This is a genomic window from Neobacillus terrae (assembly GCF_011393025.1).
In the GTDB taxonomy this organism is placed as follows: Bacteria; Bacillota; Bacilli; order Bacillales; family Cytobacillaceae; genus Neobacillus_A; species Neobacillus_A terrae.
The window spans coordinates 273,018-297,413 of record NZ_JAAOEO010000003.1; the positions used below are offsets into that span (position 1 = coordinate 273,018).

24 protein-coding genes and 1 pseudogene are annotated in these 24,396 nt (G+C 41.4%); 9 read left to right on the forward strand and 16 right to left on the reverse strand.

All coding sequences use genetic code 11. The features are described 5' to 3' along the window. Nucleotides 1–4: 4 nt before the first annotated feature. From G8761_RS05925 to fdhD, 8 genes and pseudogenes are all read right to left on the reverse strand, one after another. On the reverse strand, nt 5–1,237 hold the full coding sequence (locus G8761_RS05925) for a molybdopterin molybdotransferase MoeA (RefSeq protein ID WP_166024617.1): 1,233 nt from the start codon (nt 1,235–1,237) through the stop codon (nt 5–7). 54 nt (nt 1,238–1,291) lie between these two features. Next, nucleotides 1,292–1,882 (reverse strand): molybdenum cofactor guanylyltransferase, encoded by a 591-nt coding sequence (gene mobA, locus G8761_RS05930; RefSeq protein WP_166024619.1) that lies wholly within the window; start codon nt 1,880–1,882, stop codon nt 1,292–1,294. A gap of 12 nt (nt 1,883–1,894) precedes the next feature. Then, the gene (locus tag G8761_RS05935; protein WP_166024621.1) at nt 1,895–2,704 is read right to left on the reverse strand and encodes a formate dehydrogenase accessory protein FdhE; all 810 of its coding nucleotides are present in this window, start codon (nt 2,702–2,704) and stop codon (nt 1,895–1,897) included. 580 nt (nt 2,705–3,284) lie between these two features. Continuing rightward, nucleotides 3,285–3,983 carry a formate dehydrogenase subunit gamma gene (locus G8761_RS05940; protein ID WP_166024623.1) on the reverse strand — a complete coding sequence of 233 codons (699 nt, stop codon included), beginning with the start codon at nt 3,981–3,983 and terminating at the stop codon, nt 3,285–3,287. Beyond that, entirely contained in the window at nt 3,976–4,803 is an 828-nt protein-coding gene (locus tag G8761_RS05945) for a 4Fe-4S dicluster domain-containing protein (RefSeq protein ID WP_166024625.1), read from the reverse strand. Before G8761_RS05945 ends, G8761_RS05940 begins: the two co-directional genes overlap by 8 nt. Continuing rightward, a pseudogene (gene fdnG, locus G8761_RS05950) lies at nt 4,803–7,205 on the reverse strand (formate dehydrogenase-N subunit alpha); the annotation flags it as partial. The pseudogene fdnG and the gene G8761_RS05945, both read right to left, overlap by 1 nt. A 12-nt stretch (nt 7,206–7,217) precedes the next feature. Then, nucleotides 7,218–7,790 carry a twin-arginine translocation signal domain-containing protein gene (locus G8761_RS28245; protein ID WP_207789106.1) on the reverse strand — a complete coding sequence of 191 codons (573 nt, stop codon included), beginning with the start codon at nt 7,788–7,790 and terminating at the stop codon, nt 7,218–7,220. A 151-nt stretch (nt 7,791–7,941) separates the two neighbouring features. Further along, nucleotides 7,942–8,703: a formate dehydrogenase accessory sulfurtransferase FdhD gene (fdhD, locus tag G8761_RS05955; protein ID WP_166024627.1), complete on the reverse strand. Its 762-nt coding sequence runs from the start codon at nt 8,701–8,703 to the stop codon at nt 7,942–7,944. Between the two features lie 502 nt (nt 8,704–9,205). Here fdhD and pdxK point away from each other — a divergent pair. The 3 genes from pdxK (at nt 9,206) to bshB2 (ending at nt 11,580) form a co-directional block, all read left to right on the forward strand. Beyond that, the gene (gene pdxK / locus G8761_RS05960; RefSeq protein WP_166024629.1) at nt 9,206–10,021 is read left to right on the forward strand and encodes a pyridoxine/pyridoxal/pyridoxamine kinase; all 816 of its coding nucleotides are present in this window, start codon (nt 9,206–9,208) and stop codon (nt 10,019–10,021) included. A 510-nt stretch (nt 10,022–10,531) separates the two neighbouring features. Continuing rightward, complete coding sequence (locus tag G8761_RS05965) at nt 10,532–10,879, forward strand: YojF family protein (protein ID WP_166024632.1); 348 nt, start codon at nt 10,532–10,534, stop codon at nt 10,877–10,879. Between the two features lie 32 nt (nt 10,880–10,911). Further along, nucleotides 10,912–11,580, forward strand: a complete 669-nt coding sequence (gene bshB2, locus G8761_RS05970) for a bacillithiol biosynthesis deacetylase BshB2 (protein WP_166024634.1) — start codon at nt 10,912–10,914, stop codon at nt 11,578–11,580. A gap of 54 nt (nt 11,581–11,634) precedes the next feature. Here bshB2 and G8761_RS05975 read toward each other — a convergent pair whose 3' ends face one another. Next, nucleotides 11,635–11,796, reverse strand: coding sequence for a hypothetical protein (locus G8761_RS05975; protein ID WP_166024636.1), 162 nt, complete (start codon nt 11,794–11,796; stop codon nt 11,635–11,637). A 218-nt stretch (nt 11,797–12,014) separates the two neighbouring features. Next, on the reverse strand, nt 12,015–12,455 hold the full coding sequence (locus G8761_RS05980) for an SRPBCC family protein (RefSeq protein WP_166024638.1): 441 nt from the start codon (nt 12,453–12,455) through the stop codon (nt 12,015–12,017). Between the two features lie 139 nt (nt 12,456–12,594). Here G8761_RS05980 and G8761_RS05985 point away from each other — a divergent pair, with 139 nt between their 5' ends. The 5 genes from G8761_RS05985 (at nt 12,595) to G8761_RS06005 (ending at nt 18,983) form a co-directional block, all read left to right on the forward strand. Then, nucleotides 12,595–12,732: a hypothetical protein gene (locus G8761_RS05985; protein WP_166024640.1), complete on the forward strand. Its 138-nt coding sequence runs from the start codon at nt 12,595–12,597 to the stop codon at nt 12,730–12,732. A gap of 283 nt (nt 12,733–13,015) precedes the next feature. Beyond that, complete coding sequence (locus tag G8761_RS05990) at nt 13,016–13,735, forward strand: ABC transporter ATP-binding protein (protein ID WP_166024642.1); 720 nt, start codon at nt 13,016–13,018, stop codon at nt 13,733–13,735. Nucleotides 13,736–13,737: 2 nt separating this feature from the next. Then, a complete protein-coding gene (locus G8761_RS05995; protein WP_166024644.1) occupies nt 13,738–14,766 on the forward strand; it encodes an ABC transporter permease in 1,029 nt (342 codons plus the stop codon). Nucleotides 14,767–14,786: 20 nt separating this feature from the next. Further along, the gene (locus tag G8761_RS06000; RefSeq protein ID WP_166024646.1) at nt 14,787–15,437 is read left to right on the forward strand and encodes a TetR/AcrR family transcriptional regulator; all 651 of its coding nucleotides are present in this window, start codon (nt 14,787–14,789) and stop codon (nt 15,435–15,437) included. A gap of 513 nt (nt 15,438–15,950) precedes the next feature. Further along, nucleotides 15,951–18,983: an efflux RND transporter permease subunit gene (locus G8761_RS06005; protein WP_166024648.1), complete on the forward strand. Its 3,033-nt coding sequence runs from the start codon at nt 15,951–15,953 to the stop codon at nt 18,981–18,983. Nucleotides 18,984–19,628: 645 nt separating this feature from the next. Here G8761_RS06005 and G8761_RS06010 read toward each other — a convergent pair. After that, the gene (locus G8761_RS06010) at nt 19,629–20,486 is read right to left on the reverse strand and encodes an HAD family hydrolase (protein ID WP_166024650.1); all 858 of its coding nucleotides are present in this window, start codon (nt 20,484–20,486) and stop codon (nt 19,629–19,631) included. Nucleotides 20,487–20,828: 342 nt separating this feature from the next. On the opposite strand from G8761_RS06010, the gene G8761_RS06015 reads away from it, so the two are divergent. Then, nucleotides 20,829–20,978, forward strand: a complete 150-nt coding sequence (locus tag G8761_RS06015) for a hypothetical protein (protein ID WP_166024652.1) — start codon at nt 20,829–20,831, stop codon at nt 20,976–20,978. 21 nt (nt 20,979–20,999) lie between these two features. Here the strand turns inward: G8761_RS06015 and G8761_RS06020 are convergent, their stop codons facing one another. The 5 genes from G8761_RS06020 to G8761_RS06040 all read right to left on the reverse strand — a co-directional run bounded on the left by G8761_RS06020 (nt 21,000) and on the right by G8761_RS06040 (nt 24,034). Further along, nucleotides 21,000–21,218 (reverse strand): hypothetical protein, encoded by a 219-nt coding sequence (locus G8761_RS06020; protein WP_166024654.1) that lies wholly within the window; start codon nt 21,216–21,218, stop codon nt 21,000–21,002. Between the two features lie 102 nt (nt 21,219–21,320). Beyond that, nucleotides 21,321–21,860: a hypothetical protein gene (locus G8761_RS06025; protein WP_243449904.1), complete on the reverse strand. Its 540-nt coding sequence runs from the start codon at nt 21,858–21,860 to the stop codon at nt 21,321–21,323. Nucleotides 21,861–21,943: 83 nt separating this feature from the next. Further along, on the reverse strand, nt 21,944–22,252 hold the full coding sequence (locus G8761_RS06030; protein ID WP_166024656.1) for a DUF2653 family protein: 309 nt from the start codon (nt 22,250–22,252) through the stop codon (nt 21,944–21,946). A 12-nt stretch (nt 22,253–22,264) separates the two neighbouring features. Further along, nucleotides 22,265–22,714 carry a hypothetical protein gene (locus tag G8761_RS06035; protein ID WP_166024658.1) on the reverse strand — a complete coding sequence of 150 codons (450 nt, stop codon included), beginning with the start codon at nt 22,712–22,714 and terminating at the stop codon, nt 22,265–22,267. Between the two features lie 216 nt (nt 22,715–22,930). After that, nucleotides 22,931–24,034, reverse strand: a complete 1,104-nt coding sequence (locus G8761_RS06040) for a PRK06851 family protein (protein WP_166024660.1) — start codon at nt 24,032–24,034, stop codon at nt 22,931–22,933. Nucleotides 24,035–24,396: the final 362 nt, after the last annotated feature.

The window sequence follows — 24,396 nt, forward strand, 5'->3', positions numbered from 1 at the left end:
CCCCTCATCTTGATGGAATAACAGGGACGTATTCTCCCTGTAAAATACCTTCTTTTTCAGAACCGATCTCTACAATGCCGTCGCTTTTTACTAATGTTGTAATAAGCCCGGATTTCCCAATAATCGGCTCAGCCCACCATTCTCCATCCCGCTCAAAAAGTCTCACCCTGATATAATCAGAACGTCCGGGTGAAGACGGGATGTTTTTCGTGATTTTTGCAAAAATACGCTCAGGCTTCTTTTCATACCGCTCCCCAGAAAGCCTTCTTAAAACCCTCTCCCCGAATAAGCGAAAAATAATCATGGCCGAAGCAGGATGACCAGGCAAACCAATAACAGGTTTACGATTTGCCATGGACAAGATCGTGGGTTTTCCAGGCTTAATCGATATCCCATGAACGAATACTCCCGGGTCTCCGAGCGACTGAATGACTTCAGTTGTAAAATCCTTTGCTCCTACCGAACTTCCGCCGGAAAGAATTAAGCAGTCCACCTGGTCGTATAGCTCTCTAGCTTTTTTTGAAAAAACCTCGAAATGATCGCTGACAATTCCACCATAAATAACATCCATATTCCATTCACGAGCGAGCCCTGAAATGGTTAAATAGTTAATATCCCGAATTTGTCCGATTTCAAGTTTTTCAGTCTGATATGGAACGATTTCATCTCCAGAGGATAAGTAACCTAATTTGAGTTTTCTATATACCTTTACATCCGATATTCCGACTGCTGCCAGCGCGCCCATTTCCTGAGGGCGAAGTCTTATGCCTTCTTCCAGAAGGATTTCACCTTCCCTAATGTCTTCACCTGCGCGGATTACGTTTTCCCCTGGCGCTATCTGCCTGTAGGTATTTAATAGCCCTGCAATCTCCTCAACATGCTCAATCATTATGACGCTATCACTGCCTGGAGGCATCATTCCACCCGTTGGAACATAAATGGCTTCACCATGGCCTACAGGTGCTTCAGCATTTTCGCCCATTCTGACTTCACCGGTCATCGTTAAAAAGCCAGGCATTGATTCAGAAGAACCATACGTATCTGCAGCCTTTACGGCATAACCATCAACGGTGGAACGGTCAAATCCCGGCACATTTTCTTCTGCTGTTACTGGTTCCGCCAGAACATAATGAAGAGCATCCTCAAGAGAACGGATCTCCATAATGCCCGCCTTTTCTACTTTTTCATCAATTAGCGCAATGGTCTCCTCGACCGTTTTGACTTTAAAAAATTGCATGGCCGTAATCCCTCTCTTTGCCGGAACTCGTTGGTATAGTTCTATTAGGTCCTTTTATTCTTTCAATTTCTTTTTGGCTTCTTCATATTCCTCTGGATGGTTCATATTAAAGAAAACACGCTCAAGACTATCCTCATCAAGAAGAAGGTCCTTTTCGGTCAGATAGCAGACATTTAATCTATTAAAAAGATGCTTCATTCTAAGCTCATCATTTTCAAGGCACTGTTGGATATCGGGGATGATCCCTTTCCGAAAAGCCGCAAACAGAGGCTGCTGTTTTCCATTAATGACGGGAATAGCAGCATCATAATCCCCCAGCCTTTCCGCCATGGTTTTTGCAACCTCTGAAGAAATAAAGGGCATATCACAGGCTGCCACAATATTTACCTCAAAAGGGGAAGCCAGCAGGCCCGCGTGGATACCCGCAAGAGGGCCCTGGCCCGGAAAATGATCGGCAGTCATTTTTATTTTTAAAAAACCATAGCTTTCAGAATCATTGGTTACAAGGATAATATCCTCCGTAAACTTCTTCAATTCCTCATATATCCTTTGGATATTCGTTTTTTCATCAAATTTCAAAAGGGCCTTATTTGTCCCCATTCGGCTGGACTTTCCGCCTGATAAAATAATTGCTCCTGCTTGCATAGGCCACCTTCTTTAATTGGCAAGTTTTTTTTCGCCGACAGGAGAATACTCATTTTCCTGGGCGACAAAATCAAGATGAAGGGTATTCAAATCTAGAAGTGCAGGGGATTGTTTTGCAATAAATTGCCTTGAATCAATCACCTTTGTATAGCCATGGCACTCATCACATACTTGAATTTGTCCCGTTGCATCCCCTTCAATGGTGATAAAGTTTATTGTCTCATGGTTTTCGTTTCCGCAATGGGAACAGGTTAGACGCTTTTCGTTCCAGTGTGCAAGACAGCGCGGACAATGAACAACCTTTTTGCCTTCCTCTTCGAGCTGTGCGAATCTAGCCGGTTCTCCGCAAACAGGGCATCCCGAACCTGCTTTTTTAGCAGTAATATAAGGCTGTGCTTTCTCAGCTGCAAGCTGAAGGTAAGGCCTGAGGGCAGTTTCAGCAAGGAACTGCGGAATCCATTCGTCGATCCCATTTTCTGAAGCAAAGCTTGCAAAGTACGGCTGATTAACAGAAATTGCTTCCTCAAACCACCTTAAAGTGATTTCCTCATTCATTACTTCGTTAACGGACCCCATCTTCCCTGCAAGATTTTCCTGGTTTTTCACCAACAGAGTTTGTAATTCTTCTATCCACTGTAAATATAGTGGAATATTTAAATCAAAAGACATAAAGGAAACCATAGGAATACCCAACACAATGGTGTTTGATTCTATTTTAACCTGAACCGCCTCGGGCGCAAGCATCGATTTCCATCCTTCCTGAAGTGCAAAAATTTCTTTGTTTAACTCCTGATACTCCTTAGAAACTACTGACATTTTCATAAAGTAAACCTTCTTTCGTATTTAATAACAAGGCGCTTTTCATAAAACTTTGTTATTTATAAAAACAAAAATAGACTCGCTTTCCGAGGAGTCTCGCTATTTTTGCTCACAGTTTCTGCAATTTGCTGCAATCTTTTATAAAAGAGCCTTAATAAAAAAATGATAATGAGCAAATTATAGAATTTTAATCATTTAAAGGAAAAGCTGCCTCCCGAGAGACAGCCCTTCCGGTTATTGGATTAACAATTGGAAAGCTATAAATTCCAGCTCATTCAACTTATAAAATAAATAGTTTAGGCTTTGATAATTGTCTAGCTTCAGCGCCCGGCGAGTTTTCATCAAGGATTAGCCCCCTAGAGTATCTTGCATCAAGTATGACCATAGGTGATACCTGGTGCAGCTAGTGTCCATCCCACTCCTCCTTACGATAAGTCAACATCGACTTATGCTCTTGCGCCATAGCTTATTCTACGAAGTTGCTGTTCAGCTCGACGCAAAGCTGCACGATGCGAATCAAGTAGTAAAACTTGCATGATGTTTCTCAGGCAGAAGCTTCGGCTTACCGGGCGCTTATGCTTTTCTATGCTCCCTTTGGTTTCTTTTTGTCGTCAGGAACAATTACACCTTGCTGAACCAATTCATCGTACCAATCGCGGTAATGAGCTTTGACGAATTCCACGTCAACATCACCCTTGATAACGCCGCGGAACGCAGGGCTTGAACCGGGATGAAGAATACTTAGATAGATATGGCCCACAACAACCGCTATTGCCAGCCCGAAGCCAATATTGTGAAGAAGATAGCCAAACTGAACAAGCTCACGTGGGAAGTATTCAGGGAACCACATGGTTACACCTGATCCAATGATTAAAACCGCTGTGACGATTTGGATCATGGAGTTAATTTTTTCTCCTGCATTAAAGAATCCCTGCTTTGGCGGCTTAGCTTTTGCCCCGAAAAACTCCTTCACAAATTCAGTAAAGAAGTCCATATCCCGTTTCTTCCAAGTAATGAGCTGCTTCATCCAAAAGAAGAAACCTTTACGGTCAAACAGCAGATAAATAATTGTAGGCGTTACAAACGTTACGGCAAAAATCCTGTGAAGAAAGCGGGCGTTTGCCGGCCCTCCCAACACAGGGTAAAGCCAGTCAAAAAACTCGGTGTACATTGGCAGAGCAGTTACATACAGTGCAAAGAAAGAGAACGCATTAACGGCATGAGCTATGACAAAGGCAGTTGAAAAACGTTTTACATATTTTGTTGGCTTTTTCCTACTCATAATCTTCTCCTCCCTCTTCTCCATGCCCATGTCCGCCTTTGTTGAAAAGCTTATTGGAAACAAACCCCGCAACAACCGCCATAGTTGTTGCTCCAAGCATCATTTTTCCAATTGGCTGTGCATAGTCCTTCCATACTACTGCGGAAGTCGGCACCTTAGGATTTTCAGGAAGACCGTAAACTGATGGTCTTTCTGCTAGAACATAAACAGTGTGTGTGCCTCCCACGCCTGGAGGATTATAAACCATAGTATTTGGGAAACGGCCTCTAATTTCACTGACACGCTTTTCAGCCTTACGAATCATTTCATCCTTTTTGCCGAATTCCATTGCACCGGTGTGACATGTTGTCACGCATGCAGGCTGCAGGCCTTCTTCAAGACGATCTGTACACATCGTACATTTATGTGATTTCCGGTAAGTTTCGCCGTTTTTGTCTTTATACTCTTTAAGAGAAATAACCTCAAACGGGCAGTTCTGGACACAGTAGCCGCAGCCGACGCATTTATCCTGATCGATTACAACCGAGCCAAAATCTGTATAGCTGATTGCACTTTCAGGGCAAACCTTTTGGCAGGCCGCGTCAGTACAATGGAAACAGGAAGAATGGCGGAAGAGATACTCCAGACCTCCTTTGCTGTTTTCATGCTCAATGTATTGAAGCACATTCCATGTATCAGCTGTTGTCTTTGTATGCGACTGAACGCTGCCAAGGAAGTCCGTATGCTCAGCCGGAAGGTCGTTCCAGTTCTTGCAAGCAACCATACAAGCGCGGCATCCATCACATTTAGTTACATCGATATATTTAACGAACTCTGCCATCAGTCAGCCCTCCTTACATCACAGAGGAATGCTTTAAATTCCGGAATCATTGTGTTGGCATCCCCTATATGCGGAGTCAGGCGGTTCGCCGTATCTCCTGTAGCAAATCCTTTAAAGCCAAAGTGCCATGGCATACCAATTTGATGAACCTTTTTGCCATTTACGTTATAAGGCTTAAAGCGCTTCGTCACCATTGCATAGGCTTTAATTTCACCACGGGCTGAGCTGACAACGATTTTATCCTTATTTTTAATGCCTCTTTCTTTAGCGAATTCCTCACTCATTTCAACAAACATGTGTCCGGCGAGCTCAGAAAGCCATTCTTGGTTCCTTGTCATGGAGCCGGATTGCCAATGCTCACTTACACGGTAAGTTGTACCAACAATTGGGTACTTGGCCTTTCCGCCTTTTTTATTAAAATCGCCCTCGATAATAACAGTAGCAGGATTAAGCTGTTGACTGGAGAAAACATTGGGAACCGGGCTCTCGAATGGTTCGTAATGCTCTGGGAACGGACCATCATTTAAAGTCGGCGCGAATAATAGTGCGACTCCATCTTTATTCATCATAAAGGCTCCTGTTCCACCTGGTTCTGTTGGTGCAGTTACAGCCTTAAAGTCCGGAACATCATTGCCAATCCACTTCTTCTGGGCGGCATCCCACCAGATAACCGCTTTTTCCTTACTCCATGGCTGACCGCTTGGATCTGCGGAGGCACGATTATAAAGGATTCTTCGGTTGGCTGGCCATGCAAAGGACCAGTTCAGATAGTTTGCATTTCCGGTATCTACATTATCACGGCGTTTTGACAGGTTCTTTCCTTCTTCAGGGTAGAAACCGGAATAAATCCAGTTGCCGCTAGATGTACTTCCATCATCTTTTAAATCCCCAAAGGTTTTCAGTAATTTTCCTGTTTTCAGGTCATAGCCGTTTATTTCCTTAGCGACAAGATCAATATCAGGAACTTCGCCTGTTCCATAATTCCAATCAAGAAACAGGAACGGTTTATCTGCTGATTTAGGGCTGTTTGCATATAATTTTTTAAGCTTTAATGCTAATTCATGAATGATATCTAGGTCAGGTCTTGCCTCACCCTTGGAATCAATAGCTTTCCAGCGGTATTGCATCCAGCGTGAGCTATTGGAAATACTGCCTTCTTTTTCAAAAGAAGCTGATGCCGGAAGCAGGAATACTTCGGTATTTATCTTGGAAGGGTCGCTGCCAGCTCCTGTTTGCCAGAAAGCTGAAGTTTCGGTTTCCCAAAGATCGATTGCAACCATCCATTTCAGATTGCCTAGCGCTTCTTTTTCCTTGCCCGCATTCGGGCCTCCAACAACAGGGTTGGTTCCAAACATGAAGGCTCCTTCAAGCTCACCCTTGTACATAGCATTAAACAGGTTGATATGTGAATAGTTCTTGTTTCCTTTTGGCAGGAACTGATAGCCAAATTCATTATCAGCAGTGGCATTATTTCCATACCATGACTTCAGAAGGCTGACTACGAATTTTGGTTTGTTGCTCCAGTAACCTGTTTTTGGTGTCTCTTTTTCAAGATAACCTTTAAGTGTAACATGTTCAGGAAGTGTAGCTTTTGGTGCAGCTAGATAGCCTGTCAGGTTATCAAATAATAAGCCAAAGTCTGTAGAGCCTTGTACGTTGGATTCACCGCGCATTGCGTTGATTCCGCCGCCAGGAAGTCCGATATTTCCTAAAAGCAGCTGCAGGATAGCGTAAATACGAACGTTTTGAGATCCAACTGTATGCTGGGTTGTTCCCATTGCATACATAATGGTACCTGACTTGCCTACTTTTCCTGTAGAACAGAAGGTTTCACAAACCTTTAAGTAGTCGTCTTTCGGAGTACCTGTAACAGCTGTAACCGTGTCCACATCATAACGGGAATAATGCTTTTTCATTAATTGGAACACACTGCGAGGATTTTCCAGTGTCTCATCTTTTACTGGTTTACCGTCTTCAGTTGTCTCAATTACCCATTTGGTTTTATCATAGGCTCTTTTTGTTTGGTCGTATCCAGAGAAGAGTCCATCTTTAAAGTCATAGCCTTCCTTCACGATAAAGGAAGCATTTGTATATTTAACAACATACTCTTTGTGAATGAGATTATTTTGAATGGCATAATTGATCATTCCTCCGATGAACGGGATATCCGTACCGGAACGGAGTGCGGCATAAACGTCAGCCTGTGCTGATGTTCTTGTAAAACGCGGGTCAACAGAAACAATTTTTCCGCCATTTTCCTTTGCTTTTGTTAACCATCTAAAGCTAATTGGATGGTTCTCCGCAGGATTTGCGCCAATAATCAAAGCACAATCAGTATGCTGCAGATCATTCCAATGATTGGTCATTGCTCCACGACCGAATGTAGGTGCCAGACCGGCAACCGTTGAACTGTGTCATATTCGTGCCTGATGCTCAAGATAGGTTATACCAAGCCCTCTCATCAATTTCGCGAGCAAATAGGTTTCTTCATTATCAAGTGCTGCACCGCCGAGACTTGCGATCTTCTCGGTTTTATTAACAGTAATACCATTCTCCACTTCAACAAAGGAAGCATCGCGTGTATCTTTGGTACGTTTCGCGATGGTGTCGAGCATCCAGCCCCAATCTTTTTCTTCCCACTTACTGCTTCCTGGTGCACGGTACAATGGCTTAGTCAGGCGTTTTTCAGAGGTATATAATTGTCTTAATGTAGTTCCCTTGCTGCAAAGCTTTCCTTCGTTAATTGGGTTGTCTGGATCCCCCTCCGTATAGACAACCTCATTCTTTTTCGTATGGACGAGGATACCGCAGCCAACCCCGCAATAGCAGCAAATGGTTGGTGTTACAGTGGTTTTGGCAATCTTGAATTCTTTTGTTTTTGCATAGGCTCTTTTATCGTCAAAGCCAAGCTCAACAATCGCAAGGGTTGCCGCTGTAGCGCCTGACAGTTTTAAAAATTGCCGGCGGCTCAGGTTCAATTCAACCATTTTCCAATCTCCTTCCCTTTCAATAAACTGGCAGTCATAAGACGCTGCGCCAGGCCGTATTTTTGTTTAAGGCCCCAAAGGCAGATGCTTAAGCTGGACACTTTTCAATGTTTAAAAGCTTAGTAGTGTTCTTTGTTTAGAATTCCCCCTTTCAATTTACTACCAGGACGACAGGTTCTCTTAAGTCATTTTCAACTCTGCCGGCTGAAGTATAAATCGACGCCATTTTTCCCCTTAAATAGCCAACTACTTCAATGTTTAAAAACTTTGCAAGCTGGATGGCCTGCTGAGTAGCGGCAGTACGGGATCCAATAATAGCAAAGCCAAATTTCGCTGCTTTTGAAATCATTTCATATGAAATCCTGCCGGTGGTTAATAAAACCAGCCTTTCGGGATTCATCTTATTTCTGAGTGCATAGCCGATAATTTTATCAACGGCGTTGTGCCGGCCAATATCTTCCCGGACCATAATGCTTCCATCTTCATGAATAATACAGGCGCCATGGATTCCGCCGGTTTCCACATACATTGGGGAATTTCGAGCAAACTCACTTCTCTTTTTTAGAAGATAGCTTAAATTGATCTGCCGATTTGAATTTATCCTGTTAAACTGTTTTACGTCGGTCATGGAAAAGAAGGTAACACCCCTGCCGCAGCCCGAGGTATAGTGCTTCTTTTTTGAAAACATTTTTTCTTCATCAAAATCAGAAAGCAAAGAAACCTGGATAGTTCCCCTTTCTTCGCTAATTTGTATATCCTCTATATCGTTAGCGCTTTCAATTAAACCCTCCGAGAAAAGATAACCGTATGTCCAATCTTCAAGGTCGGATTTTGTCAGCTGGAAAACAGCAATTTCATAACCATTTAGAATGAGAGTGATGGGATATTCATCTGGACAGCCCTTACGTTCCATTTTCTTTCCCTCCTTTTCAATGGAATTTTAAAGATAGGACTTTATTCCTCTATCTTTATTTTAGTAACACGAAATAATCCAAGCTGTTAGAAATCTCACAGCAAAAGTCCTCCAGAGAGGTTTTAAAAGGTAGATTATCAAGCAGCAAGGGCGTTTTAATGGGAGATGTCATTTATTGTAGATTTTGTGACATTTTTTCCTTAAAAACGCTCGGTATAAGGGAAACACGCAAAACCATATTGTAAACGCTTCCATTTTTAATGTTTTAACTGTTTTTCTACATGGTTTAATGGTACTTTGCGCATGCCATTTTCGCTGTAATTTTTATCACCTTTATCCTCTCAGCCGCTTTAGTTCATTAAATTGTCAAATTCACTAAAAAACTTTCAGCCTAGTTGGAATAACGGGCTATTTTTATACAAAGTAAAAGGTTTCGAAACTGTTATTATTTATCAAATGTTTTATAATGGGAGGTATCGAGAATTTGAGGAGGAGAAGAATTATGACAATGAAGAAGGTTTTGACGATTGCGGGATCTGATTCAAGCGGCGGAGCAGGCATCCAGGCTGATTTAAAAACTTTCCAAGAGCTTGGTGTTTATGGAATGACCGCATTAACAACAATCGTAACAATGGACCCCAAAAATCATTGGCACCATAATGTTTTCCCTATTGAAGTTAGTACGTTAGAAGCGCAGCTGGAAACGATTCTTTCCGTAGGCATAGATGCAATGAAAACCGGGATGCTTGGAACCGTAGAAATCATTGAGCTGGCTGCAAGAAAAATTGACGAGAACCAATTGAAGAATATTGTCATTGACCCTGTTATGATTTGTAAAGGGGAAGATGAAGTATTAAATCCCGAAACAGCTGAATCCATGCGTGAACTGCTTTTGCCAAGAGCCACTGTTGTCACTCCGAATCTATTTGAAGCCGGACAGCTTGCAAAGAATGGTCCAATTAAAACAATAGATGATATGAAGGAAGCCGCAGTAAGAATTCATGAGCTGGGTGCAAAGTTTGTCATGATTAAAGGCGGCAGCAAGCTAAACCACGATAAAGCGGTTGACCTTTTATATGATGGACAGGAATTCAAGCTTTACCAGTCTGAAAAAATTGAGACAACCTATACACACGGAGCAGGCTGTACCTTCTCTTCAGCGATTACTGCAGAGCTTGCCAAAGGTAAAAATGTCTATGAAGCCGTAAATATTGCCAAAGAATTTATTACAGCGGCAATCGGCCATGGTTTCAGGTTAAATGAATATGTCGGACCTACCATGCACGGTGCTTACCGTACATTTGGTGCTGGTAAATAATTTTTATTTATAAAGAACATATTACTTAAAGATGGAACCGGACGAATTATCCTTCGGTTCTTCTTTTTTTAGCTAATCAGAATTTATATCCATAAATTCTGAACGCATAAGAAAAGAGTATGAGATTTATTTATCGATTAAAAAGCGGGCATTTGCTTTTCTTTGCCTAGCTCCTGCGTCTAGTGGCCATCCCACTCCTCACAACATCGAAACACTTTGCGCTTCGGCTGTCTCTGTCTAGCTTCAGTGTCCAGGGGCGATTTCTTTATCTCAATCCGAGCGGAGGCTCAAAGGACAAGAAAGTTTCGTCGGCTTTTGTCTCGCTTAGCTTTTTCGAGGATGCGGGTCAGAAAGCCGTTTCCAAGGGATGTATCAATCTAAGCCTTTCATCATTTGAAATCGCCTCCCGCTTTTCTCTTAAGCAGAGCTTTAGCTTTTTAGGCAAGGGTTTAGTATGATATTTACATTCAGAAAAAGATGATAATGAAACGCAGAAAGGAGGCGTCAGTGATGGAACCAGTTGTCGTGCAAAAAGTCCAGGAAGCCATTAATCAAAGGGCAAATCAGGATGTATATATCCATCTTGAAACAACTAATGGAGCTTATGCATCACATAATGATGAAACTTTCTTTTCATCCGGTGCATATATACGCAATGCACTTGTCCGATATGAATTAGGGAAAATCACCGGAGACGGGCCATATCGCGTTGGATTAAAAATAGAGCTTGGCTGGGTGTATGCTGAAGGAATTACCCATTTTGAAATTGATGAACAAAACCGCCTGCTTATGGCCGGCCACGATTTCAAAGGGAAACTGGCTGTTGCCCTTGAAATAAGTAATACGCCTTTTGAATGATGATGGGCAATACCTTGAAAGGAGACAAAGCAATGGAAAAAGAACGCCATGTCCTGGTTGTGTTCCCGCATCCCGATGATGAAGCATTTGGAGTGTCAGGCACAATCGCTACCCATATAAAAAATGGGACTCCCGTTACATACGCGTGCCTGACATTGGGTGAGATGGGCCGCAATATGGGAAATCCCCCGTTCACAAATAGAGAAAATCTCCCAAAAATCCGTAAAAAAGAACTCCAGGCTGCAGCAGATCTCCTTGGAATCCAGGATTTAAGAATGATGGGATTACGTGACAAAACAGTGGAATTTGAAGATGATGACAAGATGACGGATATGATTTCTTTCATGATCCAGGAGCTTAATCCTTCACTTATTATTACCTTTTATCCTGGTTATTCTGTACATCCTGATCATGAGGCGACAGGGGCTGCAGTCATTCGTGCAGTTGAGAAAATGCCTGCTGAAAGCCGTCCTAAGCTGCACTGCGTTGCTTTTTCAAATAATTGTGTTGAGGAGCTTGGAGAGGCAGACATTATTAACAACATTGCCCCAGTTGCAGATATCAAAATATCGGTAATTAAAGCTCACCGCTCGCAAACGGAGCAAATGTTTGCGGACATTACTGAGGAAGATACAAAAACAAATCCAAGAATTATGGCTTGGATCAACAACGAACGTTTCTGGACGTATAAATTCAAATAAAAAAAATGGCTCCGGGACTGCATAATAGCAGGCGACTAGAGCCATTTTTTTATTTTAAAAGAAGCTGGGCATTTCCCTTTCTGTAGAAGGCGGAAGTTTTGCTATTTGTGCATGTACATATCGGCTTGTGCATTCCTTCAAAAAGTCGTGCATTCGCAGCTTAAAAGCGTGCATTTTCAGTCCAATTTCGTGCATTCCAAATCCAAATTCGTGCATTCCTTGTCTGAACTCCTGCATTTGTGCTGCCAGCAGAGGGTATTTCCTTTATAAAAGAAGCTAGATCACCTTTTATTTAACTTTTTGAAGCTCAAAAGCACGGTTCTTTTTTTAAAAAAGGCTAAAATACCCAAAATGTCTCGCTCAATCATGTTTTCTGAAGAAAACTCGATCGTAATACCCTTATGGGTAACCTCCTCCGTCCCGGGCACTCTTCTTTATTGATGATCCTCAAGCAGCTCTTTTAAATTACGAAGATGACCGTCTTCTTCTGCCCTGAGCATCTTAACGAGCAGGCCTTTTGTCAGCTTCATCATAAATCCTTTAGTTTGGACATACGCCTTGAACTGCACCTGTGTTCCTTCCACAATTTCATCAAAGTTATATTCATAAATAGTCACAAGCCCGTTACTGTTAGTTTTTGTACTGAAGGATTGATTGGGCTCAAATTTAATTATTTCTACCTCAGCCTCTACTTCTTTTCCCCGGATCCATCTTGTTTCCCTGAATTTCGAACCAACACCAATCTCATCCCAGGTCAGCCTTTCCATCCTGTTCACGGCAGGCATATATTTAGGTGCGTGCTCCATGCTGCTGGCATACTCAAAAACTTCCTCCAGCGGTTTTTCAATTATGATACTTCCGTAAAAATCAGCCATATTTTAAACTCCTCTTGCCTTGCATCTCTTTTCCTCATTATAGCGGAATACGAAAAAGGAAAAAAGAAGTTGCTTCTCATTAAAAAAAGAGGCGTTTCTCAATTCCACTAACTTCAAATGGGTGGTCCTTGCTAAAAAAGTGCAAAAAGACCTTACTGAAAAGGTTAAAAAAGAAAACCCGCAGGCCTGTGCTCAGGAAATTGAATACCTGGCCCAGCAAAAATACGAAGATCTCCTTGTCTCCCAGGTAAATTCCCTTCATATTGAAATTTTATAGCAAAAACAGTCTGATCTCCAGCAGGCTGTTTTTGCTATTTTCCGCCGACTCCCGCTCCTTTTCCGCCAAGCTTTACTATTTCTCCGCTGATTTGTTACAGTTATCCGCTAAAATAAAAATTTATCCGCGAATTTCACCACTTTTTCCGCGAAACACCAACAGACAAAGATATTATTTTTAAAAAATGAGTGATTACTCACTTTACAGTCATATATTCCCCACCATATAATATATTTAATTAGTGAGTGATTACTCACTTTATTATCAAAAAGAGGTGAAAAGGTTGAACAATCCGGTTATCACCATTAAAAATGTTTCAAAGTCTTTCGGAAAGAATCAGGTATTAGAAAATATTAGTCTTGAGATTCACAGTGGTGAAATCTTTGGTTTTCTTGGGCCTTCAGGTGCGGGGAAGACTACTCTGGTTAAAGAGCTTGTTGGCCTGGATACCCCTACAAAGGGCGAAAATTTTGTCCTGGGAGGGAAAATGCCTTCACTTGGCTTGATGGAACGAGTCGGATATATGTCCCAGGCAGATGCTTTGTACGGGGAACTTTCTGCAAAGGAGAACCTTGAATTTTTTGCAGCCCTATATGGTTTGAAAGGACCCAATCGTAAAAAGAGAATGGAAATGGTTATGGAGATGGTACAGCTTTCAGATGACCTGAACAAGCTTGTTTCCAACTACTCCGGGGGGATGAAAAGGCGACTTTCACTCGCAGCTGCACTTCTCCATGAACCGGAGCTTCTTATTCTGGATGAACCTACCGTAGGAATTGACCCAGTTTTGAGAAAAAGTATTTGGGATGGCTTTTATGATTTAAAGAAGAAAGGAACGACAATTATTGTCACTACCCATGTCATGGACGAAGCTGAAAAGTGTGACCGTCTGGGAATGGTCCGTAACGGAAAATTAATTGCCGTTGGCTCACCGGAAGAATTAAAGGAAAATACAAACTCAGGGACAATTGAAGATGCGTTCCTTGTATACGGAGGTGCCTGATTATGCGTGTACGTGCTTTAACCATCAGGATCCTTCGCCAGTTTTTCCGCGATAAAAGAACAATGGCTATGATGATTGTGGCTCCCATCCTTATTCTCACTATGCTGAATCTGGTTTTTAACGGAAAAGATTATCATCCTAAAATCGGCCTAGTAAAAGTTCCAGAACTTATAATAAATCAATTAGACTTTAAAGATGCAAAAATTACAAAATATGAAAATAGTAAACTAGCAAACGAGGATTTAAAGGACAGAAAGCTTGATGGCTACCTTTTATTCGATAAACAGGTTCCAGGTATAACCCTAGAAGGCAGTGACCCTTCCAAAAACAAGGCAGTGATGACTGCTGTACAAAAAGCGTTTAAACCACTCATGCAAAAAGGGAATCAAGGTGACTTTAAGGTCCATTATCTGCACGGTTCTGACAGCATGACTCAGTTCGATTATTTCGGACCCGTTTTACTTGGTTATTTTGCGTTTTTCTTTGTCTTTCTTATTGCAGGGGTATCCTTTTTACGTGAAAGAACAAGCGGCACTCTGGAAAGGCTGCTTTCAAGTCCTCTGAGAAGATGGGAAATTGTTGCCGGTTATGTTCTTGGATTTGGTGTTTTTACCATGATACAGGCTGCAATTATCACTTGGTACTCTATCTACGTTCTCGATATGATGATGAAAGGGTCCTTTCTGCTTGTCCTGCTGATTAACCTTTTATTATCCCTCTCAGCTTTGACACTTGGAATTTTGCTGTCGGCTTTTGCTAATAATGAAATGCAGATGATCCAGTTTATTCCGCTCGTTATCGTGCCGCAAATTTTCTTTTCCGGGCTGTTTGATCTCGACACGATATCGGATTGGCTGAGCTGGATTGGTCCGCTTACCCCCTTGTACTACGGTGCGAATGCATTGAGGGAGGTAATGGTCAGAGGATATGGCTGGAGCCATATATATATCGATTTGCTTGTCTTACTGGCCCTGTCCGTGTTATTTATGGTATTAAACGTAGCGGCTTTGAAAAAGTACCGTAATATATAATGAGTTAAAGAGGAGCAAAAATGACTGAAGAAGATTTAATCCTCCAGCAGGTTCTTAATGAGGAAGAGGAATTAACGGAAAAGCAAAAGAAAATTATTATAGCCGCAATTGAATCCTTTTCAGAAAAAGGCTTTGCTGCTACATCAACTAGTGAAATTGCCAAGAAAGCAGGAGTAGCTGAAGGAACGATTTTCCGCCATTATAAAACAAAAAAAGAGCTGCTCATATCCATCGTGACTCCGGTTATGGCTAAGCTTCTTGCCCCCTTTATTATTAAAGATTTGAATAAGGTTCTGGACCGCGACTTTGAAAAATTCGAAGATTTTTTGCGGGCAATGATTGAAAACCGAAAAAAGTTTTTAAAAAATAATTTTGCCATCTTTAAAATACTGGTCCAGGAAATACCGTTTCAGCCAGAGCTGAGAGAACAGTTTTTGGAACATATCGCAAAAAAAACCTTCGGCCGCTTTGCCAAATTAGTTGAGCATTACCAAGCCAAAGGGCAAATTATAGAAATGCCATCAGCCAGTGCTGTCCGGCTAGCTGCCTCTGCTATAATTGGATATTTGCTAATAAACTCTGTGTTTGGCTCTGGCAAGGAATGGGACGATGAGGCTGAAATTGAACGAACTATTGAGTTTATCATGCACGGAATCAGTAAGAAAGAGTAAGGCATCGCCATTTATTAAAGTAAAAGATATTTCCTCTTCATGTTAAAAATCAATTAACACTAAACATTTACCGCGAAAAAAGGATAGATAAATCCTCTGGTTACTTCTATCCTTTTTTTACTTCATATGACCTTATTTACTACCACAACCTTAGGTTTACCACAACAAAAATCTACTATTAATTCAACTCACGTCCCCGTCAGCTTAATAAGAATCTATTTTAATACCCTTCCTACCGTTGTTTTTAGGGTACTGATTCACTCCATTCTAGTAAAGATTGGTTTTGCCATCCTTATTATTGTTGCATAGCTTTTTTATGAAGCTTGATGAAGGTCCTCCACACTTCTTTATCATCTTGAGCAATGATTTTATAAAGAGCACCATTTCGAAAGAGTGGTGATTTGTTTGTGAAAAGTAATTACTTTGTAAAAATTATGAAAATCCACTGTTCATGGTCTTAAATAAAAGGTATAATTTACCTGTTTTTACAACTTTAGTATTAGGGGGTCCTATATGACTTGGTTTACTAATTGGGCGTTACGGAATAAAGCTGCATTAGTGTTTGCTGTAATTGCCTCGATGATTTTTGGTGTTTTTAGTTACACCACGATTCCAATGGAGCTGATGCCATCTGCCGATCAGCCGTATGTCACCGTTTCAGCGGTTGGTAACGGTATGGATGCTGTAAGTATGGATGAACAAGTAACAAAGCCAATTGAAAAGGCACTGAATGGCGTCAAAGGAAAACAAAATGTAGTAGCACAAACAGGAAACAATTTTACCCAGATGACGGTCACGTTTGAATCTGACATTAATTCGAAAGAAGCAAAACAGCAAATTGAAGAAAAGATTTCAATGGTTAATCTCCCAAGTGGAGTCATGAAGCCATATGTAGTCAACCTTAACACTTCTGAAATTCCGATTGTAGAACTAGGTCTTACCTTTAATAAGGAAATTGGGAATAATGAGTTAAACCTCATAGATAACGAGATTATGCCGATGTTCAAAGACCTGAAAGGTGTCGGCAATGTGATGACATACGGCGGGAAAAATCAACAGGTTATGATTAAAGTTGATACCGCCAAATTAATGGCAGCAAAATTCCCGCTTGAGAAACTTTATACGCTTCTCCAAGGAAAAAACGCATCGGTTGCTGTGGGCGAACAAACGCTGAATAACGAAGCAACAAGCATTATCGTAACAGGGAAATTAGAAACACTTGATGAAATCAAAAACATTCAGTTAAACAGTAATACCAAACTTCAAGATGTGGCAGATATCACAATGCAAAAAGATACCGGAAGCATTACCCATTTGAACGGGAAGGATTTTATCGAATTAATTGTGCAGAAGGATTCCACCTCCAATGCAGTAACCCTTGGAAAACAGGTGGAAGAGACTTTGAAGAAAATCAATCACGATTACAAAGATACACTAAAAGGAACAATAATTCTCAATTTAGCGGATACAATTCTTGATTCCATCAATTCGATGACAAGAGAAGTGTTGACAGGAGCTTTATTTGCCACACTAATTATCTGGTTATTCCTTCGCAGCTTCCGAATGACCTTGATCACCATTATAAGTATTCCCCTGTCCCTCTGCATTACAATGATTTTACTTTCTTTCTTCGGCGTAACCTTAAATATCCTAACGCTCGGAGGAATTGCAGTATCAGTCGGACGACTTGTGGATGACAGTATCGTGGTAGTAGAAAATATTTACCGAAGGAAAAAAGATCAGGAATTAACACCTGCGTTTTTAATACAAGCGGTAAAAGAAGTGGCCTCAGCCATCACTTCATCTACCCTGACAACGGTGGCAGTATTTCTTCCAATGCTGCTTGTTTCAGGTAATTTAAGAGATATTGTTTCACCGTTTGCAATTACGATTACCTGTTCTTTGCTTTCTTCACTATTAGTTTCTCTAACCGTGGTGCCATTGCTCAGCGGCCGTATGATGCAAAAAGTAAACACAAAAGAACACAAGACGAACTCTTTCTACCCATCTTTATTAAGATGGTCGCTCAACCATAAATGGCTTCCTATCATTATAGCGGTTGTCGTTGTGATCGGATCAATTGGATTATTTTTCAGCATGCCGAAGGGTTCTGTCGATCAGAAGGATTCCGCCTATATATCAGTCGTTCTTCGTTATCATAACGGGACCCCATTTAGCGATATAAAAGACGGTATTTCGAAAATGGAGACCATCCTTTCAGATGAAAAAGGCGTAAAAACCCATGCTGTACTGGCAGGAAGCAATGATGAAGCTGCTCAGTACGGCTCGCTGCAGGATGCAAACCAGGTTCAATTTATGGTTTTCCTTAAGGAAGGAGCCGATTCCGCCAAGTTTGTTCAAGAAATCCGAAAAACAAAAGATCAATTCGCGGGAGCGGAGCTGACAGCTGATACAGCTGGTTTACTAGGACCGAATAAAACGACTGTTTCAGTCGATGTACTTGGCAAAAATGAAGCTGACATTAAAGAGGCAACCGATATCATTAAGAAAAAAATAAGCAGCATCGATGGTGTTGAAAAAGTAGAAAGCAACGATCAAAATACGAAGCCAACCGTTACCATTACAGTGGATTCGAAATTATCAAATGCGCAGGAAATCTCCCAGTCCGTAAATGCTATGATTCAGCCTGCTTTCATTGGAAACATCAAGATAGAAGGACGGACCACTGCTGTAAAATTAGGAGCACTAAAAGAAATTCAAACTGCGGATGATCTGAAAAATCTGCAGCTTATGACGGCAAATGGACCTTTTTCGTTATCCAGCATTGCTAAAATTGAAGAGAGTAATGAGCAAGGCACCATCTATTCAAAAGACGGACATCATTATCTTCAAGTAACCGCTCAGGTTGATCCTGACAAAATGGTGGACGTTGCCGGAAAAATACAGACACAACTTGTAACTTGGGACAAAAATAAGACGTTTTCAAAAGGAACAAGCGCAGAACTTACGGGTTCTTCGATGCAGTCATCTGATCAATTAGGGGAGCTAGCCAAACTGACAATGTTCTCAATTGGCATCGTGTTTATGATTTTGCTTGTTACCTTAAAGTCGTTCCGGGCAAGTATTGCCATCTTGATTTCATTGCCGCTTGCTGCTATCGGATCACTATTAGGGCTGGTTATTACTCATTCAAGCATCAATATTTCTTCTGGTATTGGAATGCTCATGCTTGTTGGAATTGTTGTAACAAATGCAATCGTGCTGGTCGACCGAATTCGTCACAATGAGGAAAGCATGAGTATTCGCGAAGCGATTATGGAAGCCGGAAGAGTTCGTCTCCGCCCAATTCTCATGACAGCACTTGCAACTGTATTTGCTATGCTGCCGCTTCTGTTTGCACATGAATCGGCTATGAGCTTAAATCTCGTCTCCAAAGGACTTGCTGTGGTAGTAATTTTCGGACTGATCGTGTCCACCCTTTTGACGTTAATTGTGATTCCAACGTTTTATGAATTATTCCATTTCCGAAAAGCAAAAAAACAAAGGGTACAAGGTAACCAAGCACCCGTTACTTTAAGTCAATAATCACCAAATTAGACAGAAGGGTGTTTTGAAAATTATGTATTGGGGTCATAACGTTTTATGAAAATAAAAGGACCGAACTTATTTTCTTATTGGATCAAATGGGAAAAAAGAAAAAGAATCATAAAAGGAACCCGGACTATTTTGTTCCGGGTTTTATAATGTCCGCTTAAAACAAATCTGCCACGTTAGGGAAACAATAGAAAAAAGCTCTACACCTTCTTGAAGTAAAGAATCGTGCAGTCTGTATTGTTTAATGCTAGGTCCTGTCCCAGACTGCGGAACAGTAGCATCTCCCTATTTTAAGCCTGCCTCCATGGTGGTAAGCGGCGCTTGGAATCCGATCGAGCAGGATTTTATCTTCTGTCCACTACTGACTGTCATAGTTGAGAGTAATAATACGCGAAGAAAGACTTTAAATTATGGTACCTTTGAGCCCATCTAGGTTATTAAGCGGTCTTAGTAAAAGAAAAAGGCATACAGGTTTTCCGCTATAACTTCCACGCCCTGCCGGCTCGTTTTCGCTGCTTTTTCTAGCCTCACTCGGTTTTTCCTCATTTTTTGTGAACAGTACTGCCAGCTGCCAATAAGCCAGCCATTATTAACAGTGGATAGATTCCCGCATAAATCTCGCCCTTTCACTTATACTTACTTCAGGACAGCCATGATAGCTTTCGCGACTCCGCTTTCTTCGTTTGTTGCTGTTACTTCATCGCATTGTTCTTTAATCATTTCGGGGGCATTTCCCATTGCTACTGAATGTCCTGCTTTTTTAAACATAGAGACATCATTAAAGTTGTCGCCAATTGCCATTGTCTCTTCTAAAAGGATTCCACGCTCATTGACAAAAGCCTCAAGAGCAATTCCTTTTTGTGCTTCCCGGCTTGTAATCTCTAGATTCTCGTGTCCTGAAGAGCTGGTCACAATGCCGTCCAATTTTGCTAGAGAGGTTCTGGCTGCCTCAAGCCGATCGTTATCAAAGGAAAAAGCAAGAAACTTATAAATTTTTACTTCTTTGTCCGCAAACAATTTCCCATAATCGTTAATTCTTTCAAGCATTCCGTTCTCGACTCTCTGCTTTGCAGCTTCTATCGCCTTTTCATAGTTTGCATCGGGGTTTGTACTGACAATGATATCAACGATAATTGATACAGATTTTTCCGCATCATTAGTATAGGTTCCTTTATTTGTATATACCTCAAAATAAACATTATTCTCTTTTAAAACAGCAGCTGCTTTTTCTGCCTGCCTGTTTTCGATCGTGTTTACAGAAAGGATTTCACCCTCAACTGAACGGACTTCCGCTCCATTTACACCTATTACAGGACAATTCAATCCTGCTTCTTTGATAGGTAAAATTGCTTCCTGATAGGAACGTCCTGTTGCTACAACTACTTCTACTCCCATAGACTGGGCTTTTAAAATGGCGTCCCTATTTTCATCGCTGATTTTTTGCGATGAGTTTAGCAGAGTTCCATCCATATCTGTTGCAATACATTTAATCATGCAGTCACCTTCTCTGTTTTTTTCACTATGCCATTCTAACATGATTAATTTTAGAAGTAACATCTTTACCCTTTTATACGTTATACATTTTTTCCAATTTATCCAGTGTGAATACACGAACCTTTATTGCCCTTTAACCTCAAACACCTGAGAGACCATTTCTTCCCCAGTTTCTTAGTATATTCTTTTCATTTAAGTTTACTTTCTTTAACACTAAAGCACGTCCTCTATGCGGTTCCTATTCGACAGCTTGTCCTGGCTTTCCTTTAAGGAAATTTTGAGTCATAAAAGCCTCTCCTCCAGGGAAAGATACTTCTCATAAGAATAAAGGGAGGAATAAGCGTGACTAAGGAAGTAAACAAGGGAAGCGGTAATCAAAATGCACCACAGAAGGGCCATTACCAAACAGAATTTGCGAAAGAAGTTATAAGCGGCGATAATAGTAAGGGAAATAAACACAATAAAGACCAAAGCAGCAAAACAAGTGAGTAATAAAGCCGGCCTAGGCCGGCTTTATTCTTCCTCTGGATTTAAATCAAAAGATGGATTAAAAACAAAAGCAGGCGATACCCCTTCGGCTTGCTGCTTCTTATCGCTTCTGAATTTATCTGTCATCTCTGTATTTGCATGTTCTGCCTCTGTACTTCCTTTGAATGAGGTATGAGTTTCCCCATCCTCCAATTGATCCATAATTTCTTCATTTGCTTTGATCGTTTCTTGTTTTTCCTTCATACAAAGCCTCCTTATCTCTCCATTAAGTTTTCCAGAAAACAGCTTATATACTCCCAATATAATACAGAAAAGTCCGACCCTATTAGGATCGGACCCGCTTCATTAATGACATCTAAAAGACCGGATTCTGTTTAAATCTGTTCCATAATATATCCAGCCATTTCTCTGCCAGCGATAACCAGCAACAGATGTACGGCCTACATAGGTTGGATAGAACCAAAAGCCCCTTCCGGTACGCAGCCATATATAAGTAAACCTATAAAGACATCTCCTGATGCCTCCTGGATCAACCGCAAAAGTCTGGGCCGTTTCTTGCGGGATTATGGATGGAGGAGGAGTGGATGGCGGTCCACCAGCATGATGGCCCCCACCTGGAAATTGGCCTCCTCCTGGGAATTGTCCACCACCGGGGAACTGACCTCCTCCAGGGAACTGACCTCCACCGGGAAATTGGCCTCCTCCAGGAAACTGGCCTCCTCCGGGAAACTGGCCTCCTCCGGGAAACTGGCCTCCTCCATGGGTTCCGCCACCCTGCTGCCTTTGATCTCCAAGAAATTGCTCGGTACTATAAACATCGTAGGTTTGAAACATATCATTATTCAATTGCCAATCGGGCAAAAATGGTCCGAATCGATAATCCAAATGTATTCCCCCTAAAACTGTATTCTTTTTAGGGTATTCAAAACGCCCAAATTGGTGATTTTGCCCTTTTTAAACATGCTTTTTTAATAAACGCCGGTTTGTACCATAACTGAGGCGTGAATTCCCTTCTCCGGGTTGTATAATAACTCAACAAGAAGATTCGCTGCTATAAAATTATGATACTCCTGCAGATATTCTGCTATAGCATCCACCACATCGTGTTCATTAAGATGTCTCTCCACAGAACCTTCAGCCCTAGCCGCGGCAGAAATTCCGAGATTTTCGTCATAACGCAAGTCCGCCTCAACATATTGCGGTTCAGTCCGGTCCCTGTAAGCTGCATAAACACAAACGCTATCTACAACATCCTGTTCATTCAAAAATAACTCCATATTGAACTCTCCTTAATATCGTCTTCTTGAAAAAATACCTTTAATAATACGGACAATGATCAGAATAATTACAATATCAAGCAGTATTGGGAAGATTGAAAAGCCTGTCCCATATCCTCCCATGCCAAATCCTCCGCCGCCGAAAGGATGCAGCATGCTTCCTAGTAATGCTCCGGCACCAAAGGCTGCCCCATGTGATAAAATGCTGCCGGTTCTGGACTTTTGCTGATTATTGTTATTGTATTTTGACCTAGTATTCGGATTTTGCGTTACGTTTCCGGATGGCTTTTTATATCCTGATCGGTAGGTACTGCCGCTTCTTGTACCGCTAAGACTTCCTGTTGAATGTGTTATTGAGCTGTGTCCACCATAACTGCTGCCGCCGCCGAATCTCTTTGCCTCAGCAAAGCTTGGCAGTGTTAAGCTGAAGGCCACCAGCCAAATTAACCATGCTTTTTTCACTGTCAACACTCCTCTTCGTTGTGTTTAATATTTTTTACCATATACCCATTTCCAATCGGGATAAGCTTTTGTCCTTATTTTTTTCCGAATAATAGAGAGATCTTCCCTCTTTCTTCACAAAATAAAAGCATAAGTTCTCCAATAAGGAAGGAAGCTTATGCCTTTATTTTAATATAATTTTTAAGTTTAAGTGAAGTTATTGCTTGATTAGCTTTATTAAAAGGTATTAACCTGTGCCATTTTTCCAATTTCCCTGCTAACCTTTTGCTGTATCTGTTCAACAACCGAAAAGTCCATTGCAGCAATATATATTTCTTCCAGTTCATCATGCAGGGCCTTGGCTTTTGCCAGACAGGCTGTAGACTCATTCATCTTATTTTTATAATCCAAAGCAATCCTGGCAATTTCATCTTCAAAAATTTCATCTGTGCCTGGTGCAATTAATGTTTCGTACATATCAATTATTTCATCACCATCGCGGCTTGGGAAATATTCATGAGGTGCAGTGCTATCAAAAATCGCAATTCCCAGTTCGCGGAAAATAACCATATCCAGGCTGTGAGGGTCAAATCCACAGTGGTAAACTTCTGTATCAACGCCTCTTTCTTCAGCAGCAGAAGCCAGTTTTTTCAGCAAGGTTGATTTACCCGATCCAGGACGTCCCTTGATAAAGTATCTTTTTGGAATATCCTCGGTTAGATTTGGCACAAAGTCAACAGCACCCTTTGGTGTTGCTGCTCCAAGGAAACGATCCTTTATAATCGATTTTTTATTTAAATTTATCTTTCCAAAAAATTGAGTAATTAACTTAGAGGTTAATTGATTGGCTTTTTCAAAGTCCATGCTTCCTATATAGATTTTTTCCCAGTCATCATGGATTTTCAATGCTTCACCAAAGCCTGCATAGGCCCCTTTAAAGGATTCCCGGATTTGGCTGGTCAGTTTTTGGATGGTATCCTTTTTATCCCTCAGACTTGCAGTATCCCAAGCTTCGCCGAGATTTACGTATTCCTCAATGGCCCCAGGCGCACTTGGCTCAATAACATGTGGTGCTGTTCCATCTACAATGCCTACTCCTAATGCGGGGATAATAATGCCGTCTATCGAATTATTATCGGAGGAACAATGAAGAAGCTCAATATCAAAGCCTTTTTCGGTCCACTCTTTCCCAATGTTTTTCATAAATGTTGACTTACCCGTTCCAGGGCCGCCCTTTAAAATAAACAGACGCTCAAGCCCTGCAAGGTTGGAATCATACAGGCTATAGAAGCCTCTGCATGTATTTCCTCCAGCAAAATAGTTTCTGATTTTCCCTGCCACTTAAATCACTCCTTTAAGATGACATAGCCTTATTGTCTTCACTATCTTATGCCGGTGGGACGCAATGGGTGAATGCCTAGTGCAAAAAAATTTTATAATTTTTTTGGCTCTGTTAAGCTTGATTGTTTATTTTCGCTCTAAGACACTCGCTTTCCGCGCTGGCGGTTCGGGAGCCTCCTCGTCACCTTCGCTCCTGCGGGGTCTCCCCTGACCCGCTTTTCCCGCTGGAGTCTCGCATATTTTGCTTGCTGTTTCTTCAATTTGCAACATTCTTTTAGATAAGAGCCTTTACGAAATCGATATTAACCCATTGTTGATATTCGCTAAATCCGCTCCCATTCAGTGTACCAACCACCGAGGAG

Coding starts and splice junctions, on each gene's coding strand:
- G8761_RS05940 (WP_166024623.1), bottom strand. CDS start 3,983: ATGAGTAGGAAAAAGCCAACAAAATATGTAAAACGTTTTTCAACTGCC.
- G8761_RS05995 (WP_166024644.1), top strand. CDS start 13,738: ATGCGTGTACGTGCTTTAACCATCAGGATCCTTCGCCAGTTTTTCCGC.
- G8761_RS06010 (WP_166024650.1), bottom strand. CDS start 20,486: ATGATTAAATGTATTGCAACAGATATGGATGGAACTCTGCTAAACTCA.
- G8761_RS05945 (WP_166024625.1), bottom strand. CDS start 4,803: ATGGCAGAGTTCGTTAAATATATCGATGTAACTAAATGTGATGGATGC.
- pdxK (WP_166024629.1), top strand. CDS start 9,206: ATGACAATGAAGAAGGTTTTGACGATTGCGGGATCTGATTCAAGCGGC.
- G8761_RS05975 (WP_166024636.1), bottom strand. CDS start 11,796: ATGCACGAATTTGGATTTGGAATGCACGAAATTGGACTGAAAATGCAC.
- G8761_RS05935 (WP_166024621.1), bottom strand. CDS start 2,704: ATGAAAATGTCAGTAGTTTCTAAGGAGTATCAGGAGTTAAACAAAGAA.
- mobA (WP_166024619.1), bottom strand. CDS start 1,882: ATGCAAGCAGGAGCAATTATTTTATCAGGCGGAAAGTCCAGCCGAATG.
- G8761_RS06005 (WP_166024648.1), top strand. CDS start 15,951: ATGACTTGGTTTACTAATTGGGCGTTACGGAATAAAGCTGCATTAGTG.
- G8761_RS06000 (WP_166024646.1), top strand. CDS start 14,787: ATGACTGAAGAAGATTTAATCCTCCAGCAGGTTCTTAATGAGGAAGAG.
- G8761_RS28245 (WP_207789106.1), bottom strand. CDS start 7,790: ATGGTTGAATTGAACCTGAGCCGCCGGCAATTTTTAAAACTGTCAGGC.
- G8761_RS06030 (WP_166024656.1), bottom strand. CDS start 22,252: ATGGAGTTATTTTTGAATGAACAGGATGTTGTAGATAGCGTTTGTGTT.
- bshB2 (WP_166024634.1), top strand. CDS start 10,912: ATGGAAAAAGAACGCCATGTCCTGGTTGTGTTCCCGCATCCCGATGAT.
- fdhD (WP_166024627.1), bottom strand. CDS start 8,703: ATGGAACGTAAGGGCTGTCCAGATGAATATCCCATCACTCTCATTCTA.
- G8761_RS05980 (WP_166024638.1), bottom strand. CDS start 12,455: ATGGCTGATTTTTACGGAAGTATCATAATTGAAAAACCGCTGGAGGAA.
- G8761_RS06020 (WP_166024654.1), bottom strand. CDS start 21,218: ATGAAGGAAAAACAAGAAACGATCAAAGCAAATGAAGAAATTATGGAT.
- G8761_RS05965 (WP_166024632.1), top strand. CDS start 10,532: ATGGAACCAGTTGTCGTGCAAAAAGTCCAGGAAGCCATTAATCAAAGG.
- G8761_RS05925 (WP_166024617.1), bottom strand. CDS start 1,237: ATGCAATTTTTTAAAGTCAAAACGGTCGAGGAGACCATTGCGCTAATT.